Here is a 20816-nt window from a genome sequence, read left to right as displayed (position 1 = left end):
AGTTACATTTATAACCTATTATTTAGTTTATAAATTTTATGCTTGTTTAAGCAAATTTATATTATAATCTATTCTGGAATTTTTCTAAAAGGATATAAATGTTAAATGAAATAAAAGTAAAAAAAAGAGATGGAAGAATAGAATTATTAGATATTTCAAAAATACAAAAATATACATCAACTGCTTGTGAAGGACTTAAAAATGTAAATCAAAGTGAATTAGAATTAGATGCAAAAATACAATTTAGAGATAAAATTAGCACAGAAGAGATTCAACAAACTTTGATAAAAACTGCTGTTGATAAAATAGATATTGATAGACCTGATTGGTCATTTGTAGCTTCAAGATTATTTTTATATGATTTATACCATAAAGTTAGTAGATGGACAGGATATCGTCATTTAAAAGAATATTTTGAACAAGGTGAAAAAGAGGGAAGAATTATTTTAGGATTGAAAGAAAAATATGATTTAGATGATTTAAATAATTATATCAAGCCAAAAAGAGATTTACAATTTACATATTTAGGAATTAAAACATTATATGATAGATATTTACTTAAAGATAAACAAAATAATCCAATAGAGCTTCCTCAACATATGTTTATGGGTGTTGCTATGTTTTTGGCTCAAAATGAAGAAAATTCTCAAGAATGGGCGAAAAAGTTTTATGATATTTTATCTAAATTTGAAGTAATGGCTGCAACTCCAACTTTAAGTAATGCAAGAACTCCAAGACATCAATTAAGCTCATGTTATGTAGGAAGTATGAATGATAATATTGAGGGAATTTTTGATGATTACAAAGAGATGGCACTACTTAGTAAATTTGGTGGTGGAATCGGATGGGATGTATCAAGAATTAGATCTTTGGGAAGTTTTATTGATAATCACAAAAATGCAGCAGGTGGGGTAATTCCTTGGCTTAGAATCACAAATGATATTGCTATTGCAGTTGATCAATTAGGAACTAGAAAAGGAGCAATTGCTGTATATTTGGAACCTTGGCATATGGATATTATGGACTTTTTGGAACTTAAAAAAAATAGTGGGGAAGAAAGAAGAAGAGCTCACGATTTATTCCCAGCTCTTTGGATAAATGATCTGTTTATGAAAAGAGTTCAAAATGATGAGCTTTGGACACTTTTTGACCCTTATGAAGTTCCTGATTTAACTGATTGTTATGCAGAAGAATTTGAAAAAAAATATCTTGAATATGAAAAAGATGAAAATTTAGTAAAACATAGAGTAAAAGCAAAAGAATTATGGAAAAAAGTTTTAGTTGAATATTATGAAACTGGAAATCCTTTTTTATGTTTTAAAGATAATGCAAATATTAGAAATCAAAATGATCATGCAGGAATTATTAGAAGTAGTAATTTATGCACCGAAATTTATCAAAACACATCACCTAATTATTATAAAATAGAGATAATTTATGAAGATGAAAGTATAGAACTTTTTGAAGAAGAAGAGATAGTTGAGGTTGATGGAGGCTACAAAAAACCTGCTAAAAAACTTTCAAGTATTGATTCTATAAATGGTAAAAAAATTTATATTGCTCAAAAACAAAAAATTGACGGAGATACAGCAGTTTGTAATTTGGCAAGTGTGAATTTAAGTAAAGTAAATAGTGCAGAAGATTTCAAAAGAGTTGTTCCAATTGCCATTAGAATGCTCGATAATGTAATTGATTTGAATTTTTACCCACAAAGAAAAGTAAAAGATACAAATAAAAAAAATAGAGCAATTGGGCTTGGAGTTATGGGAGAAGCACAATATTTAGCTGAAAATCAAATAGAATGGGGTAGTGTTGAGCATTTTCTTAAAATTGATGAATTAATGGAGAACTTTAGTTATTGGGCTATTAAAACAAGTGCAGAGCTTTCACACGAAAAAGGAATTTATCCTGAATTTGAGGGAAGTAAATGGCAACAAGGAATTGTACCGATAGATACTGCAAATATAGAAGCTAAAAAGCTTGTTCAAAGAGACTTATTTGCTCCAACTTGTTGTGATTGGGATAGTTTGAGAGAAGAAGTTAGAAACGGTATGAGAAATGGTTATTTAATGGCTATTGCACCAACTTCTTCTATTTCTATTTTAAGTGGAACAACTCAAGCGATTGAGCCTGTTTATAAAAGAAAATGGTTTGAAGAAAATCTTAGTGGACTTATTCCTGTTGTTGTACCAAATCTAAGTCCTGATACTTGGCAATTTTATACTCCAGCTTATGAACTTGACCAAAGATTATTGGTAAAAGCTGCTGCCATTAGACAAAAATGGATAGATCAAGGACAAAGTTTAAATATTTTTATAGATCCAAAAAATGCAAGTGGAAAATATTTAAATGAAATTTATTCACTTGGTTGGAAACTTGGTATTAAATCATTCTATTATTTAAGAAGTAAATCTCCAGAAGCTGAACAAGATGTAATGGATAGAAGTATAGAATGTATGGGATGCCAATAATTAATTTGACAAATTATTAAAAATATATATAATGCTTCCTCTATTATTAAATATAAAGGAAAGTTATGAAACAAATTTTAGTACAAGAAAAATATCCAGTATTTATATTGGATATTTTTAAAAATGAAACAACTTATGAAAAAGTAAGTGAAATTATAGAATTTTTTAAACAAAAAATTGAAAAACATCCTGTTGCAAAATATATTGCAGAATTTGATCATTTTGAACATACTAGTAGTCTTGTAGATGGAAATATAGCTCCTGAAATAAAAGATGCAAAAATTATTATATTTTGTTTTGGAAAAGCAATTCCAAATGGAAAAATTTTAGCAGCAAGACCAAGAAGTATAGCAGTTACTGAATTTAATGATAAATTTGAAGTTGCTTTTTTAGAACCACCTGCAATTACAGCAAATGAGACTATGGAAAGTTGGGTAAAGGAACTTAAAAATAATTTAAATAAATAAGAGATTTACTCTTATTTATTCTTGACTATTTTGTGCAATTAATACATCTTCGATTACTTCTTCTAAATCACCATCAAGAATTTTATCTACTTGTGAATAAGCTTTGTCACTTCTAACATCTTTGATTTGTTGATAAGGAAACAGAACATAACTTCTAATTTGATGACCCCATCCAATTTCAGATTTTTCTTTTCCTTCTTCTATTGCTCTTCTTGTTTCTAGCTCAAGTTCATAAAGTCTTGATTTTAATGTTTTAAAGGCTGTATCTTTATTTAGATGTTGACTTCTTCCATTTTGACATTGAACAACAATGTTTGTTGGAAGGTGGGTTATTCTAACAGCACTTTCAGTTTTGTTAATATGTTGTCCACCAGCTCCACTTGCACGGTAAGTATCAATTCTAATATCTTTATCTTCTATTACGATGTCAATATCATCATCAACTTCAGGAGAAACTTGAACTGATGCAAAAGAAGTATGTCGTCTTCCTCCACTATCAAATGGTGAAACTCTAACAAGTCTATGAATACCATTTTCTGCTTTTAAATATCCATAAGCATTTTCGCCTTTTACCATAAAAGTAACATCTTTAATCCCTGCTTCATCACCATCTTGATAATCTATCGTTTCTACTTTCCATTTTCTCTCTTGAGCAAATCTTAGATACATTCTATATAAAATACTTGACCAATCGTGACTTTCTGTACCACCAGCTCCTGGATGGATTGAAACAATTGCATTATTTGCATCATGTTCTCCACTAAGCATAACTTCAATTTCAATTGCTTTTATTTTTTCTTGAAGAGCAGGAAGTTCACTAAATATTTCATTTAATGTATCTTCATCTTCTTCTAAATTTGCGAGTTCATGCATATCTTTATTGTCATCTAATGCTTGTTTTGCATCATTATATTTTTTTAGTTTTCTTGTTAATATATTTTTTTCTTTTTGAATTTTAGCCACATTTTTAGGTTCATTCCAAAACTCAGCTTCATTTTCCATTACTGAAATTTCTTGAAGTCTTTTTTTAATTTTTTCAGGGTCTATAATTTTTGAAATATTATTAAGTTTGTTTTCTAAATCTTTAATTAATTCAGAATATTCATAACTATCCATTTTTATCCTTTTTTAGTATAATTAGCTACTTATAAGTTGTAATTTTACCATAAAAGGTGTTTAAATGAAAATAATAAATAATCCTTACGAATTAAGAAAAGAATTAAAAGACAAAGAAATTGGATTTATTCCAACAATGGGTGCATTGCACGCAGGACATTTAAGTCTTATCAAAAAAGCTAGAAGTGAAAATAAAACGGTAGTAGTTTCTATTTTTGTAAATCCAACTCAGTTTTTGGAGGGTGAAGATTTAGATAAATATCCTAAAAGATTAGAAGCAGATTCCAAAATTTGTGAGATAGCAGGTGTTGATTATATTTTTGCTCCAAATATAGAAAATATGTATAATGATAGTGATGAGGCTTTGATTAAAGTTCCAAAAGTTAGAGGGTATATATTAGAGGGTCATTTCCGTCCAGGGCATTTTGATGGTGTTTTACAGATAGTTCTCAAACTTTTTAATATAGTTAAACCTAAAAAAGCTTATTTTGGCAAAAAAGATGCTCAACAATTAGCACTTATTAAACAAATGGTAAAAAATCTGTTTTTGGATATTGAAATAGTAGAAGGTGAGACTGTTCGTGAAAAAACAGGACTTGCTTTAAGTAGTAGAAATGTCTATCTTTCTGATATAGAAAAAAAGAGAGCTTTATCTATTTCAAAATCATTAAAATTAGCTGCAAAGCTTAGCATAAAAGAGAAAAATTGTGAAAAACTAAAAGAAGAAATGTTGAATATTTTAGATGTTGATAAACTTCAATATATTGCTTTTGTAGATAAAAAATTTAATTATATTAATGAAATAGAGGAAAAAAATAGCATAATTTTAATAGCTGCTTTTGTAGGAAATACAAGACTTATAGATAATATTTATTTATAGATCTTATTTTAATTCCTCTAATGGAGTTGGTTTTGCAAAATGATAACCTTGAAATTCATCTACTCCTATTGATTTTAGTTTGTTATAGATTTCTTTGTTTTCTACAAATTCAGCAGTTGTTTTAATATTTAATGTTGAAACAAGAGAAACAATTGAATAAACTAACAGTAAATTGTCTTTATTCTTAGTAATATCTTTTATTAAACTACCGTCTATTTTAACATAATCTGGTTTTAATAAAATAACTTCTTTGTAATTTGAAAATCCACTTCCAAAATCATCTATTGCAAATAAAACTCCTTTTTTTCTAAATTTTTCAACAAATTTTCCAAAAATTGCATAATCAGTCATTGAAGCATATTCCAATATTTCAAATACAACAGGTTTTTTAACTTTATTTACATAAAATTCTAATTCTTTTATAGTTTCTTCATTTTTAATATCTTCTAAATCTAAATTTATAGAGCATAAAATATCTGTTTTTTCTATAAATTTAAAACATTTTGAAATCATTTGACGAGATAGCTCATTATATAATTTTGCTTTTTTTGCATAATCTAAGAAATAAGGAGGAATAACTTTGTCTTCTGTTACAATTCTCATAAGTAATTCATATTTTATAATCTCTCCATCTTTATTGACAATAGCTTGTGCATAAGGAGTAATTTGATTTTTCTCTATTGCAGTTTTGATAAGTTTTCTCATTTCAAAATATTCTTTATCTTTTGAGTTATCTTTAATATCATCATAAGAACATAGTGAAATATGCTCTTCTTTTGCAATAGAAAGAGCAATTAGCACTTTTTTTAAAAGGTTTGGTGTTTTGCTAAAAACTATAGTAACACTTATATCAAAATTATCATTATTAATTTCAATAGTCTTATTTTCTATAAATAAATTTAAATTTTTTGCAATTTGAGCAGTTTTTATACAATTACTGTGTCTTATTCCCAGAACAAATTCATCAGATCCAATTCTAAAAATACTAATAGCTGCTGTTTGTGCTTTTTTAAATTCTTTTAATAATCTAGCAAATTTTTGTAAATATATATCACCTATTTCTGCACTATAAAATTGATTTATATTTTTAAAATCATCTATATCTATTAATATTAAATTACTAAATATGTTTCTATTTATTTTATCTACCAATAATTTTCTGTTTTCTAAATTGGTAAGTCCATCAAAATATAATTGATGTTTTACTTTATTTGTTTCTTTTTTAATAGTTTTTTGATATTTTTGAATTTCTTGTGAGATTAATTTTGTAATTATTTTATATACAAATATAACTATAATTAATAAAAAAGATGCAACTACTATAAATATTGTTACAAAATTTTTAGTAACAGATATTATTTGATTGTTATAATTTTTAATTATTTTATCGAGTTCGTTTAAATAAGAACCACTTGCAATTATGATATTTAGAGGTTTATAGTATTTAAAGTAAGATAATTTTTTATCTATTTTATTTGTTAATGGATTTTTATAATAGTAAGTAACAAAAGCTTCATCATTTTTTATAATTTTTTGAAGCATCTCTTTTCTAAATTCTTTATTTTTAATATCTTTATAATTAAGAGATATAGATTTTCCTAGTAAATCTGGTCTATTTATATTCATAAGCATCGTAGCAAATTTATTATGTTTTATAGATTCATTTAATGGATAATTTAATTTATATACAAAAATATAATTTTGTTTATTTTTATATATAGTTTTTAATTTTTGTAATATATTTTTATAGTTTTGTTGCTGTAATAAAGTTGTTGTATCCATAGTATGCTCAACTAAAGCTTTTAATTTCTCTTCTTGAACTTTTAATTCTGCTTGTTTTAATGCATTTGTCCCTATTTTTTCTAATAAATTTTTTTGATAAGTAATAAAAAATGCACTTGCTACTATTCCTATAATAGTTACCATTATAGGAAATATTATAGAATATCTATTTATTTTATTTACTAAATTTCTGTTTTTCATTTAAATTCCTCTATAAATTTTTTTACTTTTTCATTCAAAGGCAGGGTAATTATTTTTCTTTTTGATGTTTCACCTTTTATACTTACATCACTTTTAGATATTTTAAATTGTTTAGATAAATATTTAATAAGTTCTTTATTTGCAGCCCCTTCTACTGGTGGTGCTTTTACATTTATTTTAATTGAGTCTTCATCATAAATTCCTGCTATTTTATTAATTGATGAGCTTGGTTGTGCTTTTACTTTAAATGACACATGATCATTTTCTATTTTAAACATCAATTTCCTTTAATATCATATCAATATTTCCTCTGTTCTTTATATTAGTTGGTTTTAACTCTTTATTTAAATACTCTTCTAATTTACTGTTTTCTATAATATTTGCGTTTTCTACCATTTTAAAAAGAGGTTTTTGATTGAAAATATATTTTCCACTAACTAATGGTTTATTAAAATAAGCTATTTCTAATGGATTATGCCCACCAGCATTATCTATGAAGCTTCCGCCTAAAATTACTTTATCAGCTATACTATACAAATTAATGAGTTCACCCATTTTATCTACTAAAATAATATCTTTATTTAGTCCATCTTGAATTTTACCATAAGTTAAACTATTTTTGGCAGAAAATTTTTCAATTAATTTATAAACTTCTTCAAACCTTTCTGGATGTCTTGGAACTATTACTAAAATAGAATTTTTTTTGTAAGCATTAAGAATTAGCTCTTCTTCACCCGGGTGAGTACTTCCAGCTACGATTAGTTCTTTACTTGGTTTTGGATATTTTTTTGTTATTTGATAAGTTACGGCACTTTTGATATTTCCAGCAACTTTGACATTTTTAGCCCCTAAATTTATTAGTCTTGTTTTATCAGTTTTACTTTGAGCTAAAACTACATCAACATATTTAAAAAGATGACGATAAAACCATCTAAATTTCATATATTTTGGATAACTTCTATCACTTATTCTAGCATTTATAAGCAAAGTTTTTTGACATCTTTTTTTTGCCATAATAAAAAGCATTAGCCAAAGTTCAGCTTCTACTACCACTAAAGTTTTACAAGGTTTATACCAAAAAGGTAAAAACAGTTCAAAAGGTAAGAATCTAACATTTGCATTTTTATATTTTTTGCCTTCTTCGTAACCAGTATTGGTAATTACTGATAAGTTAATTTCTTCAAAATTTTCAATAATAGGTTTTATAGCTTTTGTTTCACCTAAACTACAAGTATGAAAATGGTGTAAAGGTTTATTAAACGGTGGATTATTAAGTAAAAAAAATCTTGCAGGAATTGAATCTTTATATTTGTTTTTAAAAGTTAGAAAAAGTAAAATAGGTAAGGAAATTATATAGAGGGAAAAAGCGATAAGATAATATAAAATATTTATCGCCATTTTAAATTATTTATTTTCCTCAGTTTCTATATATAAAACTCTTCCACAATGAGGACAAGTGATTATTTCTTCACCTTTTATTGCATCTGCATAAGTTTTCTCATTTATTTTCATAAAACAACCCATACAAGCTTGTTTTCTTATAGGACTAACAGCTGAATTCCCAGCCCATTTTTTAATTTTTTTGTAAAATTTATAAATATTTGAATCCATTTTTTTGATTAATACATCTTTGTTTTTATAGATAGTTTCTTTTTGTTTTTCAAGTTCATCAAGTTTATCTTGGATTTCAGCTTGAGTGATAATTATTTGAGCTTCAAGTGATTTTGTTTCTTTTGTAATTTCTTCTTTTTCTTCTTTTTTTTCTTCTACCATTTTTTCAAATTTTGCAATCTCTTCATTTGCACTTTCAATTTGTTCTTTTGCAAGTTCTTCTTCTAAACTAAGAGCTTTTGCTTCTTTCATTGTTTTTACTTTTGCACTTTTTTCTGCAATTTGATTAAGCTTTTCTTTTAATTCTGTAATTAATAGTTCATTTTTACTTTTTTTAAGTATTAAATTTTTAATCTCATCAGTAAGTTTTTCAAGTTTTGTAGTTAAATTTTTAACTTTATTTTGTAATGTAGTAAGAGGTTTTTTGATACTTTCTTCTACTGGAATTAATTTTTCAAGTTTTTTATCATATTGATTTAATTCTACTAATTGGTTAAGATATTTATTCATTTTTTATAGCCTTTTAAATGGGTTTTTTGAATTTCGTATTATAACGAATTTTTCAAAATCTTTCAATTCTTTAAATAAAGCTTTGGCAAAATATTTTTCACTTTCATAGTGAGTTATATCCATAAGTGAAATTCCTCTCGCTTTTGCTTCCATTGCTTCGTGATATTTAATATCACCTGTTAAAAATAAATCAGTTGAAACATTATCAAGTAAACTCATTCCACTACCTGTTGTTAATGTCAAAGATTTTATTGTGTCGTGACATTTTACTACATTTAAACTATCAACATTTAGTTTCTCTTTTATATAATTTACTAGCTTTTCAAAAGGCATATTTATATCTGCTTTTAGCATAAATTCACCAGCTTCCGCGTATTCAAAACCTAAAACTTCTTTCATTACATATTTATTTAGATGAGTTTTGTCAAAGTTTGTATGCATTGAAATTAAAGATATGTTTTTTTGAATAAGTTTAATAGCTATTTTTTGTGAATAGCTAATAGGAACTAAACTTTTTAATGGTTTGAAAATTAGTGGATGATGAGTAATAATTAAAGAATTTTCTTCTATATCATCAATTAATTCTAAATCTAAATCAAGTGAAAGATAAATTTTATTTATTTCTTGATTTTTATCTCCCACTAATAAACCAGAATTATCCCAATTTTCTTGAAGTTCAAAAGGCGATAATTTATCTAAATATTCAAAAATATCACTTATTTTCATTTTCTAATTCTTTGTAAGTTTGGACACACGCTTTAGAAAGTTCTCTAATTTTTAAGATGTAATTTTGCCTCTCAGTAACTGAAATTGCTTTTCTTGCATCAAGTGTGTTAAAAACATGACTTGCAAGCATTACATAATCATATGCAGGATAAACAAGTTTTTGCTCTAAAGCTCTTTTTGCTTCTAAGCTTGCATCATCAAACCATTTAAAAAGCATATTTACATCTGCTACTTCAAAATTATATTTTGAGTATTGATATTCTCTTGTCTTAAACATCTCTCCATAAGTTGTATGTTCACTCCATTTAAGGTCATAAACATTTTCCACTCCTTGTAAATACATAGCAAGTCTTTCAGTTCCGTATGTGATTTCCACAGCAACAGGGTCGCATTTAAGCCCTCCAACTTGTTGAAAATATGTAAATTGACTAACTTCCATTCCATCAAGCCAAACTTCCCAACCAAGTCCCCACGCACCAAGTGTTGGAGATTCCCAGTTATCTTCTACAAATCTAATATCATGGCTTTTTGTATCAAGTCCTAAATATTCTAAACTTTCTAAATACATATCTTGAATATTATCTGGACTTGGTTTGATTAAAACTTGAAATTGATAATAAGCACCAAGTCTGTTTGGATTTTCTCCATATCTACCATCAGTTGGTCTTCTTGACGGAGCAACATACGCTACACTCCAAGGTTTGCTTGAAATAGCCTTAAGTAATGTTTCTGGATGAAATGTCCCAGCACCTGCTGGAATATCATAAGGCATTACAATATTACATCCTTTCTTTTTCCAAAATTCTTGTAGTTTAAGTAGTAAATCACCAAAATATAACATATTTATCCTTTTTTTATTGAAATTTTATCATAAAGTAAAACAATATCTTTCTCATTTGCATTAATTGCATTTGCAATTACATTACATTTAACGATAAAAAGATAAAAAACTTCTCTACTTGTAATTTGATACAAAGATTCAAAATTTCCCATTCCTTTTGCAATAACAACATCTGCCACGTTGAATATTTTTTTTGATTCTTCATTTGCATATTTTAAATCATATCCAGGAGTTGGAACACTTGTATCAATAATAGTTGCAAATTTTGGCATATCACTCTCATTTGCTTCTTTTAAAGTTACATCATTTATAATAGGTTTTCCTCTAACAAAATAGAATATTTCAATGTTATAAAGTGATTTTAAAATATCAGCTAAAATAACATCAAAAATATTTTCACCACAATTATCCCCGATAATTACCACTTTTTGAGCAGTTTTTAGTTTTTCTTTTAGTTCTAAATAGTTATCTATTTTAAAAGGGGTGTTAAAAATTTCATTTAATATATCTTCTAAATTAAACTGTTTTTTTGCACCAAAATCAATTACATTTCCAGCTACTGCAATTTTTAGAGCAGTTAAAAGTTTGTCATTACTTTTGTTTATCTCTTCATATAAAAAAGGCTTAAACTTTTTAGCTTCTTTTATAGCATTTTCTTTTGCTTTTAAAAGTGGATCAGGATTATTTGTAATTGTTTCTATTAGTTTATAAGTATCTTTTGCGATTTGTGGTGCAGTGTTGTCAAGTGAGTAATTAGGTAAAATTTTTGCTACTTCAAACATAATTTTAGCTGAGGTTTTATCATCTAAATTTAATAATTTTGTAGTTTTAAGTGCTTGATTGAAAAGGCACGCAAGACAGTCGGGTTTTATATTCATTTGATACCTAGCTCTCTTTTGATTAAAGGTTCATTAAATCCACTAATCCATTTGTTTTCTATTAAAATTACAGGTATTCCGCCATTTGTATGTTTTTTGCAGTCACTTGCTGCTTGTTTATTTTTTGTTATGTCAATTTCATTGAATTTAATTTTATGTTTTTTGAAGAATTGTTTGGCTTTTACACACCAAATACAACCTGGACCTGTAAAAAGAGCAACTCTTTTTTGTCTTTTTGGTTGTTTCTTTTCACTCATCTTCCTTTCCTTTTCCTTTGATTACTTTACCCCACATCAGTTTATATTTTCTTCTACAAAATTCAAGCTCTTCTTGAGCTATTTTAAGTTGTTTTTGAAGGGTTTCAATAGTTTTTCTATCTTCGTCATATATTTCTTGCACTGAAATTACTGTGCTTTTTAGAAAATCATTTTCACCTTTCATAGTGGTAATAGTTTCGTCTTTTGCTTCTAACACTTTTTCGTGAAGTGTTAGAATAGTTGAAATTGTTTTTTCTAATACAGTCCCTTTATTATCTTCTATTATTTCAAGCTCAGTAGTCATTGGAATTAAACTTTTTGTTCCCGCCTGTGCTTCTATATAGATTGTATTATTTTCTTTTTTATAATTTAATTTTTTATTTCTACAAAGAGTTTTTATTTCATTAGGGGATTTTCCTATTAATTTAGCAAATTCATCAATACTAAGCCATGTTTGCATTACAAAATAACCTCTATTTCTGCTGAATCAGTTTCTACTTTTTTTGCTTTTGCAATTCTGTCTTCTTGAAGTTTTGTTGCAAGTTCTTCATTATCAAGTGCTAATATTTGCATAGCTAAATATGCTGCATTAATTGCACCAGCTTTTCCAAGTGCTACAGTAGCAACTGGCATACCAGAAGGCATTTGAACGGTTGAAAGCATAGCATCCATTCCATCCATTGCACCACCTTTCATAGGTACTCCAATAACAGGTTTAGTAGTAGTTGATGCTATTGCACCTGCTAGATGAGCAGCCATTCCAGCAGCTGCGATAAATACTCTTGCACCTTTTTCTTCTGCTGTTTTAATATAATCTTTAGTTCTTTTTGGACTTCTATGAGCTGATGATATTATAAGCTCATAAGGTACTGTAAAACATTCTAATGTTTTAGCACACTCTTTCATTACTTCATAATCGCTTTTACTTCCTAAAATAATTGATATAAATTTCATTTTATTTCCTTTTTTCTTAAAAATGTTAGATATGGTAATTCACAAGGTAATTTAATTGGATTTAAATTTCCACTATGAACAGATTCTAACTCTTTATCTTTATTCGTTATTATTTTATAAAGTTTTAGTTTCCATTTTTTATTATCTTTATAAATTTTACCTATTTCATTTTCACACTCTTTAATTTTAGCGCCATAAGGTAAAACTATTTCTGCTTCATCATTTGGAAAAGTTTTATACTTACACATAAACGATTTTTTATCTTCATTTACAATTCCACTTACTTGGTAGCTTCCATTTGTTAAAGATGTTTCCAAATTTTGAGTATCATTTTTTTCAAACGGTCTTTTGACCAAATAAGCATCTGTAAAACCTCTGTTTTTTGTAGTTAAAATCTCTCGTTCATATTTTTTCGCATCAAATTTGTTTTTGAAATAGTCATCTATAGCATTTCTATAAGCTTTTGTTACAACGCCTACATAATAAGGGGCTTTTGTTCGTCCTTCGATTTTGATAGAATCAACTGCCTCGCTTGCTAAAATCTCATCTACATGATTTATAAGGTTTAAATCCTTAGAATTCATTATGTAAGTTCCATCTTCATACTCTTCAAGCTTTAGAAGTTTCCCTGTTTCTGGATTTTCGGCATACATTACATACGGATATCTGCAATCATTTGCACAACTCCCTTTGTTTGCATTTCTTCCAAATTGAAGAGCAGATATTAGACATCTTCCACTATAAGCAAAACACATAGCACCATGCACAAAAGTTTCTATTTCAAGCTTTGGAATAGCTTCTTTTATCTGTTTTAAGTCTTTTAGGCTAGCTTCTCTTGCGGAAATTATTCTTTTAACTCCATAATCATAATACGCCTTGGCATCTAAGATATTTAAAGCATTTGCTTGCGTAGATAGATGAATGTCAATTTCTGGTGCTATCTCTTTTGCTAATTTTATAACTCCAAGAGTAGAAATAATCATAGCATCTACACCAATTTCTTTTAATTTTTGTATGTGATTTTTAATAAGTTTTATTTGATTATTAAATGGAAATCCATTTACGGTGGCATAAACTTTTACATTTTTAGAGTGTGCATATTTTACAGCCTCTTCGAATGTTTCATAATTAAACTCTTTTGCACTGTGACATCTCAAAGAAAAATGGCTAACTCCTGCATAAACAGCGTTAGCTCCATAAGCGATAGCTATTTTCAATTTTTCCATATCACCAGCAGGGGAAAGTAGTTCTACTTTATTCACTTTTACCACCTGCAAATTGGGAAATTAAAGCATCTAAGTCATCTTCGCCATCAACTAAATCTTCTGTATTATCTCCATGAAGATGTTTTGCTGATGCTACTCTTTTACTATCATCGATTTTACCTTCAAATATTCTATTCATATATTGAAGAAGTTCTCTCATAATATTAATTACTCTTTCTATTTTTTGTCTGTGAATATCTTGGAACTGCATAATATCCATAGCCATCATTATATTATCGCCTGCACCTTGGGCATTTTCTAGATTTTTATTTATAAGTGTAATTGCTTCTTCACTTTTTGCAAGTTGTTCTTTAAATACTTCTATATTTGGAAATTTATTTGATAATTTTTCAAACAAAGCTTTTTGTTCTTCTAAAGTTTTTAGCACTGTATTTGAATCTTCTTCATTTTCCAGCATTGCATTTGAAATCTCATCCATAATATCCAAAATTTCACTTGCTTTTTCTTCACTATCTTTTGTTACTTCATCTAATTGGGAAACAACTTGATGTTCCTCTGTAGCAGGAGGTGGATATATTCCACTATTATTAGCTGGATCTATTTTTTCTGAATTTTCAGATTCAGTAGATACTGTTTCTTTAGTTTCAGTTTCATCATTTTCTTTGGCAGGGTTATTTTCTTCAATTTCTTCATCTAAATCATCTATTCCACCATCCATTAGGGCATCTAGTTCTTCTTGTGTCATAACAAAGCTCCTATAAAAACTATTTTTGTCTAAATTATACCAAAAAAAAGTTATAATATTGAGAAAGTAATTATATTTACTTAAAATATTAAAAGGACTTAAAATGATTGATTTGCATAATCATACAATTTTATGTAACCATGCTAATGATTTAATAGATGAATATATAGAGAAAGCTATTAAAAAAGGGATTAAAATTTATGGATTTAGTGACCACGCTCCTATGAATTATGATGAAAAGTATAGAATGAGTTTCGATGATATGGATATGTATGAAAATTGGATTGATAAAGTAAAAGAAAAATACCAAAATAAAATTAAAATTTTGAAAGGTTATGAAGTTGATTTTACTCCAGAAGTAGATAAAAGAGTAATAGAAAGAAATGTTGATTATCTTATAGGAAGTGTTCATTTCCTAGATAACTGGGGATTTGATAATCCAGAATTTTTAAGCGAATGGACTAAGCGAGATGTTGATGATGTTTATAAAGAATATTTTGAATTAATTGAGAAACTGGCTCAGTCTAAAATGTTTGATATAGTAGGGCATTTAGATTTGATTAAAATATTTGGATATAGACCCAAAGAGGATGTTAAAGTAATAGCTAAAAGAGCAATTGAAGCAATTGCTGATAAAAAAATGGTAGTTGAAATAAACACAGCAGGTATTAGAAAAAAAGTAAATGAAGCTTATCCAAGTGTTGAATTACTAGAAATGATAAAAAAAGCAAATATTGATATTACATTTGGAAGTGATGCGCATTCAAAAGCACAGGTTGGTTTTAAGCTAAAAGAGAGTTATGAGTTAGCAAAACTTATTGGTTTTAAAAGAGTTGTTTATTTTGAAAATAGAGAAAAAAAATACAAAAAATTATAAAAATGGTGACCCGTGTGGGGATCGAACCCACAACCCTCGGATTAAGAGTCCGATGCTCTACCAGTTGAGCTAACGGGTCTTATTAGAAATGAAATTATATCAAAAAAATTCAAAAATTAATAAAGCTCTATAAAAAGAGTATAATTCCAAAAAAATAAAAGGATATAAAGAATGACATATTTAAGTTTAATTATGGCAACCAGATTTTTAGGATTATTTATAGTTTTGCCTTTGCTTTCAGTTTATGCAATGCATTTACAAGGTTCAAGTGATACAACAATTGGTATAGCGTTGGGTGCATATGCGCTTTCACAAATGTTTTTACAAGTATTTTTTGGAAAACTTAGTGATAAATATGGAAGAAAACATATTATTGCTTTTGGATTACTTATTTTAGCACTTGGAAGTATTGTATGTGCTGTAAGTGATAATATTTGGATGCTAATTTTTGGTAGGCTTCTTCAAGGTGCTGGAGCAATTGGTGGAGTAGTTTTAGCATATTTAAATGATTTATCAACAGAAGAGACAAGAGGAAAAATGTTTGCTAGAATGGGTCAATTTATTGGACTTAGTTTCGCAATTGCCATGGTAGTGGGTCCGATTTGGGGTGCAAAATATGGAGTACCATTTTTATTTGATATTACTGCAGTTTTAGCAGTTTTAGCAATTGTTTTATTGTATCTTAAAGTTCCAGCAGCGCCTGAGATTCAACATTTCGAAGATAGTGCAAAAATAAGTGAAGTTTTTAAAAATAGAGAACTTATAAAAGTTTATTTTTCTGGATTTATGCAAAAAGGAATGATGACTATTATTTTTATGGTAACACCTTTGATTTTTATAAATAAACTTGGTTGGGAAAAAATGGATTTATGGAAAGTTTATATTCCTGCACTTGTTTTTGGTATTTTTGCTATGCCTTTTAGTGCAATTATGGCTGAAAAAAAAGGTAAAGCTAAATTGGTATTTATTTTAAGTGCAATTTTTATGACTTCAAGTGTAATTGCATTTCTTTTAAGTAATGAAAGTAGTTATATTATTGGAGTTGTTCTATTTTTTATTGGATTTAATATGTTAGAACCAGTTTTACAAAGTTTTACGGGTAAAATAGCAAGAATTCACGAAAAAGCAACTGCTATGAGTATTGGAAATTCTATTCAATATTCAGGAATATTTTTAGGTGGTTTGGTTGCAGGTGTAGTTAAACAATATTATGGATATAATGCTTTGTTTTATCTTATTTTAGCTATTGGTGTTATTTGGATAATTTCACTTTTTACAATGAAAGATTTTAAAGGTTTTGATATTAAAACATTTGATAATTTTGATGATGAAATGATTAATAAGTTTAAAAATGATGAAAATGTACACGATGTTTTTATAAAAGAAAAAGTGTTAATTGTGAAATATATAAAATAAATGAAATAACTGATTTTTCAGTTATTTCTTATATACTTTTCTATAACTCCATAAAGCTCTAATTAATCCATAAATAATATATCCACTTAAACTTATAGCCAATGTCCAAATAGGATATAAATATAAAAATGATGCTAAAATAATAATAAAAATTAAGACTTTTAGTTTGGCATTTTGATGTAAATCTACTTTTTTAAACGAAGGAAATCTAACATTACTTACCATTAAAATACCTAAAATAAATGAAGCAATTAAAATAGTTAAATCTAATTTGTGGTTAAGCTCTAAATTTAGCATCAGAACACTTGCTAAAACAGCAGCCGCTGTTGGTATAGGAACTCCTATAAATACTGTTGGGTCATTTTGAGAAGTTGTTACATTAAATCTAGCAAGTCTAATAGCTCCAAACACTACAAAAAGTCCTGCTGCTAATGCGCCAAATTTCCCATAATTATAACCTATACTAAAAAATAACATCATAGCAGGTGCCACTCCAAAAGCTACAATATCAGCTAAACTATCAAATTCCATACCAAACTTAGATGAGGTATTTGTCATTCTAGCAACCCTCCCATCAAGTCCATCAGCTATAAATGATAAGATGATATAAACAAATGCTTTTTCAAATTTTCCTTGACTCGAAGCTATCACACTCATTATTCCAAAAAACACGCTAAGTGCTGTAAACAGATTTGGAAGTATGTAAATCAATTTTATATTTTTCATTTTTTACCTTTTTTAATTTAATTATACACTATTTAATAAATTTTATTCAAAATTTTTTCTACCCACTCAGTTGTAAGTCCCATTGCCGTACTCGTATAACCAATTTGTTTTTTAATATATTTTTTACAAAAACTTTCAACCTTGCATGCACCTGCGCTTCCTACCCATTCTCCACTTTTTATATAATTTTCTGTATCTTTTTCATTAAATTTATCAAAATAGTAAGTAGTTGTGGCTAAATTATCATAAATTTTACCTTGATATCCAATTATTTGATAAGTTACAATATCAATCTTTTTTCCACTTTGAATTGAAAGTAATCTTTTGGCGTCATTTTCGTTTTTTGCTTTTCTAAGAAGTTGTTTGCCGTCAGTTATAATTGTATCGGCTGAAAGTAAAGGAATTTCATCACCCAAACATTTTAAACATTCAGTAAATTTACCTTTTGTTGCAAGGCTAACAAATTCAAGAGGATTAGTAGTTTGAATCTGTTCTTCATCAAATTCACAACTTTTTTGAATAAAAGGGATATTTGCAACTTGTAGTAATTTGGCTCTTGATTTTGAAGAAGAGCAAAGAAGAATCAAAAGTAGTTTCTCTTTTGCTTGGTTTAGTGCTTCATCGATTTTTGAACTATCTTTTCCACCTGCTTGAGCGAAGTCAGGTCTTCCACCTCCACCACCTTGCACGATTGGTGCTATTTCTTTTATGAAATTTCCGGCTTTTAATTCTACATTTTTTGCCCCACAAGCCATTTTTACTTTATCGTTTTCTTCTCCAATTAAGAAAATGAAAACTTTGTCATGTTTGTTTTTTTCTTTATCAACTAATTCTTTTAAATCAGCATTATCAACTCTATCTATTATATAAACAACGCCATCTTTTTCAGTTTTATTCAACTCTTTTACAGAAGTTGATTTTAATTTTTTAATCTCTTCTTTTGATGATTTTATTTCATTTTTTAGTTTTTCAATAGCTTTTGAAATATCTTGTGCTTTAAGTTCAGTTTTTAGTGATTTTATTTTGTTTATATTATTTTTAGCATATTTGTAAGCACTCATACCTACAACTGCTTCAATTCTTCTAACCCCTGCACTTACACCTGATTCTTTTGTAATATAAAAGCTTCCAATCTCAGCTGTATTATCTACATGTGTCCCACCACAAAATTCAACACTTGCATCACCAAAACTTACAACTCTAACAATATCTCCATATTTTTCACCAAAAAGAGCCATTGCACCTTTTTTTTGAGCTTCTTCGATAGGAAGTTCTTCTGTCATTCCAGAGATTGCATTAGCTATCATTTCATTTACAATCAGTTCTATTTTTTCAAGCTCTTCATTTGTAACTGCTTTTGGATGTGTTATATCAAATCTAAGTTTATCAGCTTCTACTAAACTTCCTGCTTGTGAGATGTGTTCACCTAAGACTATTCTACAAGCAGATTGAAGTAAATGAGTTGCAGAATGGTGTTTCGCTATTTCGTGTCTTAAGTTATCAACTGCGCATATAGCTTCCTCATTTACTTTTAATTTTGCATTTTTTACGAAGCTTAAATTAATTCCATTGAATTTTTTAGTATCACTAACTTCATAACCATTAATAGTTCCAGTGTCTCCAATTTGTCCACCACTTTCGGCATAAAATGGAGTTTCTTCACACATTACCCAACCATTACCATTTAATTCATCAACTATATTAAAATTTTCATCTAAAAGTGCTAATATTTTTGAATTATGTTTTGTAGTTGTATAACCAACAAATTTGTTTTCTCCAAATTCCTCAATCAAAGGTTTTACATTTGCACTTACTTCATCTCCACTACCTTTCCACGCAGCTTTTGCTCTTGTTTTTTGTTCATGCATAAGCTTTTCAAACATATCGATTTCTACATTTTTATTTACACTTCTTAGCATATCTTGTGTTAAGTCAAGAGGGAAACCGTAAGTATCATAAAGTTTAAAAGCAACTTCTCCGCTAAAACGGTTACCTTTTGTATTTTTTAGCTCTTCTTCAAAAATCGCCATACCTTTATCGATAGTAGCAAAGAATTTTTCTTCTTCAAGTTTCATATTTTCTTTTACGATGTTTTGTTTTTCTATTAAATAGGGATATTGTTTTCCCATTTCTTCTACTAATGTATCTACAATTTTATACATAAAAGGTTTTCTCATTCCAAGAAGATATCCGTGTCTAACTGCTCTTCTTAAAATTCTTCTTAGAACATATCCTCTACCTTCTCTATCGAAATTTACACCTTGTGCAAGTAAAAATGTAGTAGCTCTGATGTGGTCAGCAATTACTCTATGAGATGCACCTTTTTCATCTGTATAATATTTTTTCCCTGTAATTTCTGTAATTTTTTCTAAAAGGGGTTTAAAAATAGAAGAATCATAATTGCTAAAAACACCTTCTTTTATAGCTACTATTCGCTCAAGTCCCATTCCTGTATCGATTGAAGGCTTTGGAAGTGGGGTAAGATTACCTTTTTTGTCTCTATTATATTGCATAAAAACTAAATTCCAAACTTCTAAAAATCTATCACCTTCACCACCTAAATAATCTTCTTCAGAGTTAAAATGTTCTGCTCCTTGGTCATAATGAATTTCACTACAAGGGCCACAAGGACCTGTATCTCCCATTTGCCAGAAGTTGTCTTTATCACCCATTTTCACAATTCTATCAGCTGGGACATATTTTTTCCAGATTTCACCTGCTTCATCATCACTATCGTGAATAGTAATCCAAAGTTTTTCTTTTGGAAGTTTAACTACCTCTGTTATAAATTCCCACGCATATGCAATTACTTCTTTTTTGAAATAATCACCAAAGCTAAAATTTCCTAACATTTCAAAAAGTGTATGATGTCTTGCTGTGTAACCTACATTCTCTAAATCATTGTGTTTTCCACCAGCTCGCAAGCATAATTGACTTGAAGTTCTTCTTGGAGGAATTGGTGCAGGGATTTCACCTGTAAAAATTGGCTTAAATTGAACCATTCCTGCATTTGTAAAAAGCAGACTTGCATCATCCGGAACTAATGGGCTTGATGGGTATATTTTATGACCTTTTTTTTCAAAAAAGTTTAAAAATTCTTCTCTAATATTCATATACTAACTCCTATACTAA

The 20816-nt window shown here is 28.0% G+C and carries 20 protein-coding genes, 1 tRNA gene and 1 pseudogene; 5 read left to right on the top strand and 17 right to left on the bottom strand.

Annotation, left to right across the window (positions count from 1 at the left end; genetic code table 11):
- The first annotated feature begins 110 nt into the window (after positions 1 to 110).
- Both ACZ5OA_RS08345 and ACZ5OA_RS08340 read left to right on the top strand, forming a co-directional pair.
- Positions 111 to 2471: a ribonucleoside-diphosphate reductase subunit alpha gene (locus tag ACZ5OA_RS08345; protein WP_464908343.1), complete on the top strand. Its 2361-nt coding sequence runs from the start codon at positions 111 to 113 to the stop codon at positions 2469 to 2471.
- 65 nt (positions 2472 to 2536) lie between these two features.
- On the top strand, positions 2537 to 2938 hold the full coding sequence (locus ACZ5OA_RS08340; protein WP_464907388.1) for a DUF6858 family protein: 402 nt from the start codon (positions 2537 to 2539) through the stop codon (positions 2936 to 2938).
- A 15-nt stretch (positions 2939 to 2953) separates the two neighbouring features.
- On the opposite strand, the gene prfB is transcribed toward ACZ5OA_RS08340, so the two are convergent.
- Complete coding sequence (gene prfB / locus ACZ5OA_RS08335) at positions 2954 to 4054, bottom strand: peptide chain release factor 2 (RefSeq protein WP_464907387.1); 1101 nt, start codon at positions 4052 to 4054, stop codon at positions 2954 to 2956.
- A gap of 64 nt (positions 4055 to 4118) precedes the next feature.
- Here prfB and panC point away from each other — a divergent pair, with 64 nt between their 5' ends.
- A complete protein-coding gene (gene panC, locus ACZ5OA_RS08330; RefSeq protein WP_464907386.1) occupies positions 4119 to 4934 on the top strand; it encodes a pantoate--beta-alanine ligase in 816 nt (271 codons plus the stop codon).
- A 3-nt stretch (positions 4935 to 4937) separates the two neighbouring features.
- Here panC and ACZ5OA_RS08325 read toward each other — a convergent pair whose 3' ends face one another.
- The 12 genes from ACZ5OA_RS08325 to ACZ5OA_RS08270 are packed head-to-tail and all read right to left on the bottom strand — an operon-like array spanning position 4938 to position 14665.
- A complete protein-coding gene (locus tag ACZ5OA_RS08325; protein WP_464907385.1) occupies positions 4938 to 6917 on the bottom strand; it encodes an EAL domain-containing protein in 1980 nt (659 codons plus the stop codon).
- Complete coding sequence (locus ACZ5OA_RS08320; protein WP_464907384.1) at positions 6914 to 7195, bottom strand: DUF167 domain-containing protein; 282 nt, start codon at positions 7193 to 7195, stop codon at positions 6914 to 6916. The genes ACZ5OA_RS08325 and ACZ5OA_RS08320 overlap by 4 nt, the downstream gene beginning before the upstream one ends.
- Entirely contained in the window at positions 7188 to 8315 is a 1128-nt protein-coding gene (waaA, locus tag ACZ5OA_RS08315) for a lipid IV(A) 3-deoxy-D-manno-octulosonic acid transferase (protein ID WP_464907383.1), read from the bottom strand. Before waaA ends, ACZ5OA_RS08320 begins: the two co-directional genes overlap by 8 nt.
- Before the next feature lie 6 nt (positions 8316 to 8321).
- Entirely contained in the window at positions 8322 to 9038 is a 717-nt protein-coding gene (locus ACZ5OA_RS08310; RefSeq protein ID WP_464907382.1) for a zinc ribbon domain-containing protein, read from the bottom strand.
- Positions 9039 to 9041: 3 nt separating this feature from the next.
- Positions 9042 to 9764: a Nif3-like dinuclear metal center hexameric protein gene (locus tag ACZ5OA_RS08305; protein WP_464907381.1), complete on the bottom strand. Its 723-nt coding sequence runs from the start codon at positions 9762 to 9764 to the stop codon at positions 9042 to 9044.
- Positions 9751 to 10605 (bottom strand): glycine--tRNA ligase subunit alpha, encoded by an 855-nt coding sequence (gene glyQ, locus ACZ5OA_RS08300; protein ID WP_464907380.1) that lies wholly within the window; start codon positions 10603 to 10605, stop codon positions 9751 to 9753. Before glyQ ends, ACZ5OA_RS08305 begins: the two co-directional genes overlap by 14 nt.
- 2 nt (positions 10606 to 10607) lie before the next feature.
- Positions 10608 to 11483 carry a damage-control phosphatase ARMT1 family protein gene (locus ACZ5OA_RS08295; protein WP_464907379.1) on the bottom strand — a complete coding sequence of 292 codons (876 nt, stop codon included), beginning with the start codon at positions 11481 to 11483 and terminating at the stop codon, positions 10608 to 10610.
- Positions 11480 to 11740: a glutaredoxin family protein gene (locus ACZ5OA_RS08290; RefSeq protein WP_464907378.1), complete on the bottom strand. Its 261-nt coding sequence runs from the start codon at positions 11738 to 11740 to the stop codon at positions 11480 to 11482. The genes ACZ5OA_RS08295 and ACZ5OA_RS08290 overlap by 4 nt, the downstream gene beginning before the upstream one ends.
- Positions 11733 to 12200 (bottom strand): DUF3972 domain-containing protein, encoded by a 468-nt coding sequence (locus ACZ5OA_RS08285; protein ID WP_464907377.1) that lies wholly within the window; start codon positions 12198 to 12200, stop codon positions 11733 to 11735. The genes ACZ5OA_RS08290 and ACZ5OA_RS08285 overlap by 8 nt, the downstream gene beginning before the upstream one ends.
- Positions 12200 to 12694, bottom strand: a complete 495-nt coding sequence (gene purE, locus ACZ5OA_RS08280; RefSeq protein ID WP_464907376.1) for a 5-(carboxyamino)imidazole ribonucleotide mutase — start codon at positions 12692 to 12694, stop codon at positions 12200 to 12202. The genes ACZ5OA_RS08285 and purE overlap by 1 nt, the downstream gene beginning before the upstream one ends.
- The gene (locus tag ACZ5OA_RS08275) at positions 12691 to 13956 is read right to left on the bottom strand and encodes a peptidase U32 family protein (protein WP_464907375.1); all 1266 of its coding nucleotides are present in this window, start codon (positions 13954 to 13956) and stop codon (positions 12691 to 12693) included. The genes purE and ACZ5OA_RS08275 overlap by 4 nt, the downstream gene beginning before the upstream one ends.
- The gene (locus ACZ5OA_RS08270) at positions 13949 to 14665 is read right to left on the bottom strand and encodes a hypothetical protein (RefSeq protein WP_464907374.1); all 717 of its coding nucleotides are present in this window, start codon (positions 14663 to 14665) and stop codon (positions 13949 to 13951) included. The genes ACZ5OA_RS08275 and ACZ5OA_RS08270 overlap by 8 nt, the downstream gene beginning before the upstream one ends.
- Positions 14666 to 14768: 103 nt before the next feature.
- Between ACZ5OA_RS08270 and ACZ5OA_RS08265 the strand changes: the two genes are divergently transcribed.
- The gene (locus tag ACZ5OA_RS08265; protein WP_464907373.1) at positions 14769 to 15542 is read left to right on the top strand and encodes a histidinol-phosphatase; all 774 of its coding nucleotides are present in this window, start codon (positions 14769 to 14771) and stop codon (positions 15540 to 15542) included.
- Between the two features lie 3 nt (positions 15543 to 15545).
- Here the strand turns inward: ACZ5OA_RS08265 and ACZ5OA_RS08260 are convergent.
- Positions 15546 to 15621 (bottom strand) — tRNA-Lys (locus ACZ5OA_RS08260).
- A 92-nt stretch (positions 15622 to 15713) separates the two neighbouring features.
- Between ACZ5OA_RS08260 and ACZ5OA_RS08255 the strand changes: the two genes are divergently transcribed.
- Positions 15714 to 16958, top strand: a complete 1245-nt coding sequence (locus ACZ5OA_RS08255) for an MFS transporter (protein WP_464907372.1) — start codon at positions 15714 to 15716, stop codon at positions 16956 to 16958.
- 21 nt (positions 16959 to 16979) lie between these two features.
- Here ACZ5OA_RS08255 and pssA read toward each other — a convergent pair whose 3' ends face one another.
- The 3 genes and pseudogenes from pssA to alaS form a co-directional block, all read right to left on the bottom strand.
- The gene (pssA, locus tag ACZ5OA_RS08250; RefSeq protein ID WP_464907371.1) at positions 16980 to 17684 is read right to left on the bottom strand and encodes a CDP-diacylglycerol--serine O-phosphatidyltransferase; all 705 of its coding nucleotides are present in this window, start codon (positions 17682 to 17684) and stop codon (positions 16980 to 16982) included.
- Positions 17685 to 17716: 32 nt separating this feature from the next.
- The gene (gene maf, locus ACZ5OA_RS08245) at positions 17717 to 18271 is read right to left on the bottom strand and encodes a septum formation inhibitor Maf (RefSeq protein WP_464908342.1); all 555 of its coding nucleotides are present in this window, start codon (positions 18269 to 18271) and stop codon (positions 17717 to 17719) included.
- Positions 18263 to 20797: pseudogene (gene alaS, locus ACZ5OA_RS08240) on the bottom strand (alanine--tRNA ligase); the annotation flags it as partial. The pseudogene alaS and the gene maf, both read right to left, overlap by 9 nt.
- Positions 20798 to 20816: the final 19 nt, after the last annotated feature.

This window comes from Thioreductor micantisoli, assembly GCF_055392745.1.
Note: the sequence above shows the minus strand (reverse complement) of the source record. Positions and strands in the feature narration are given on the sequence as shown.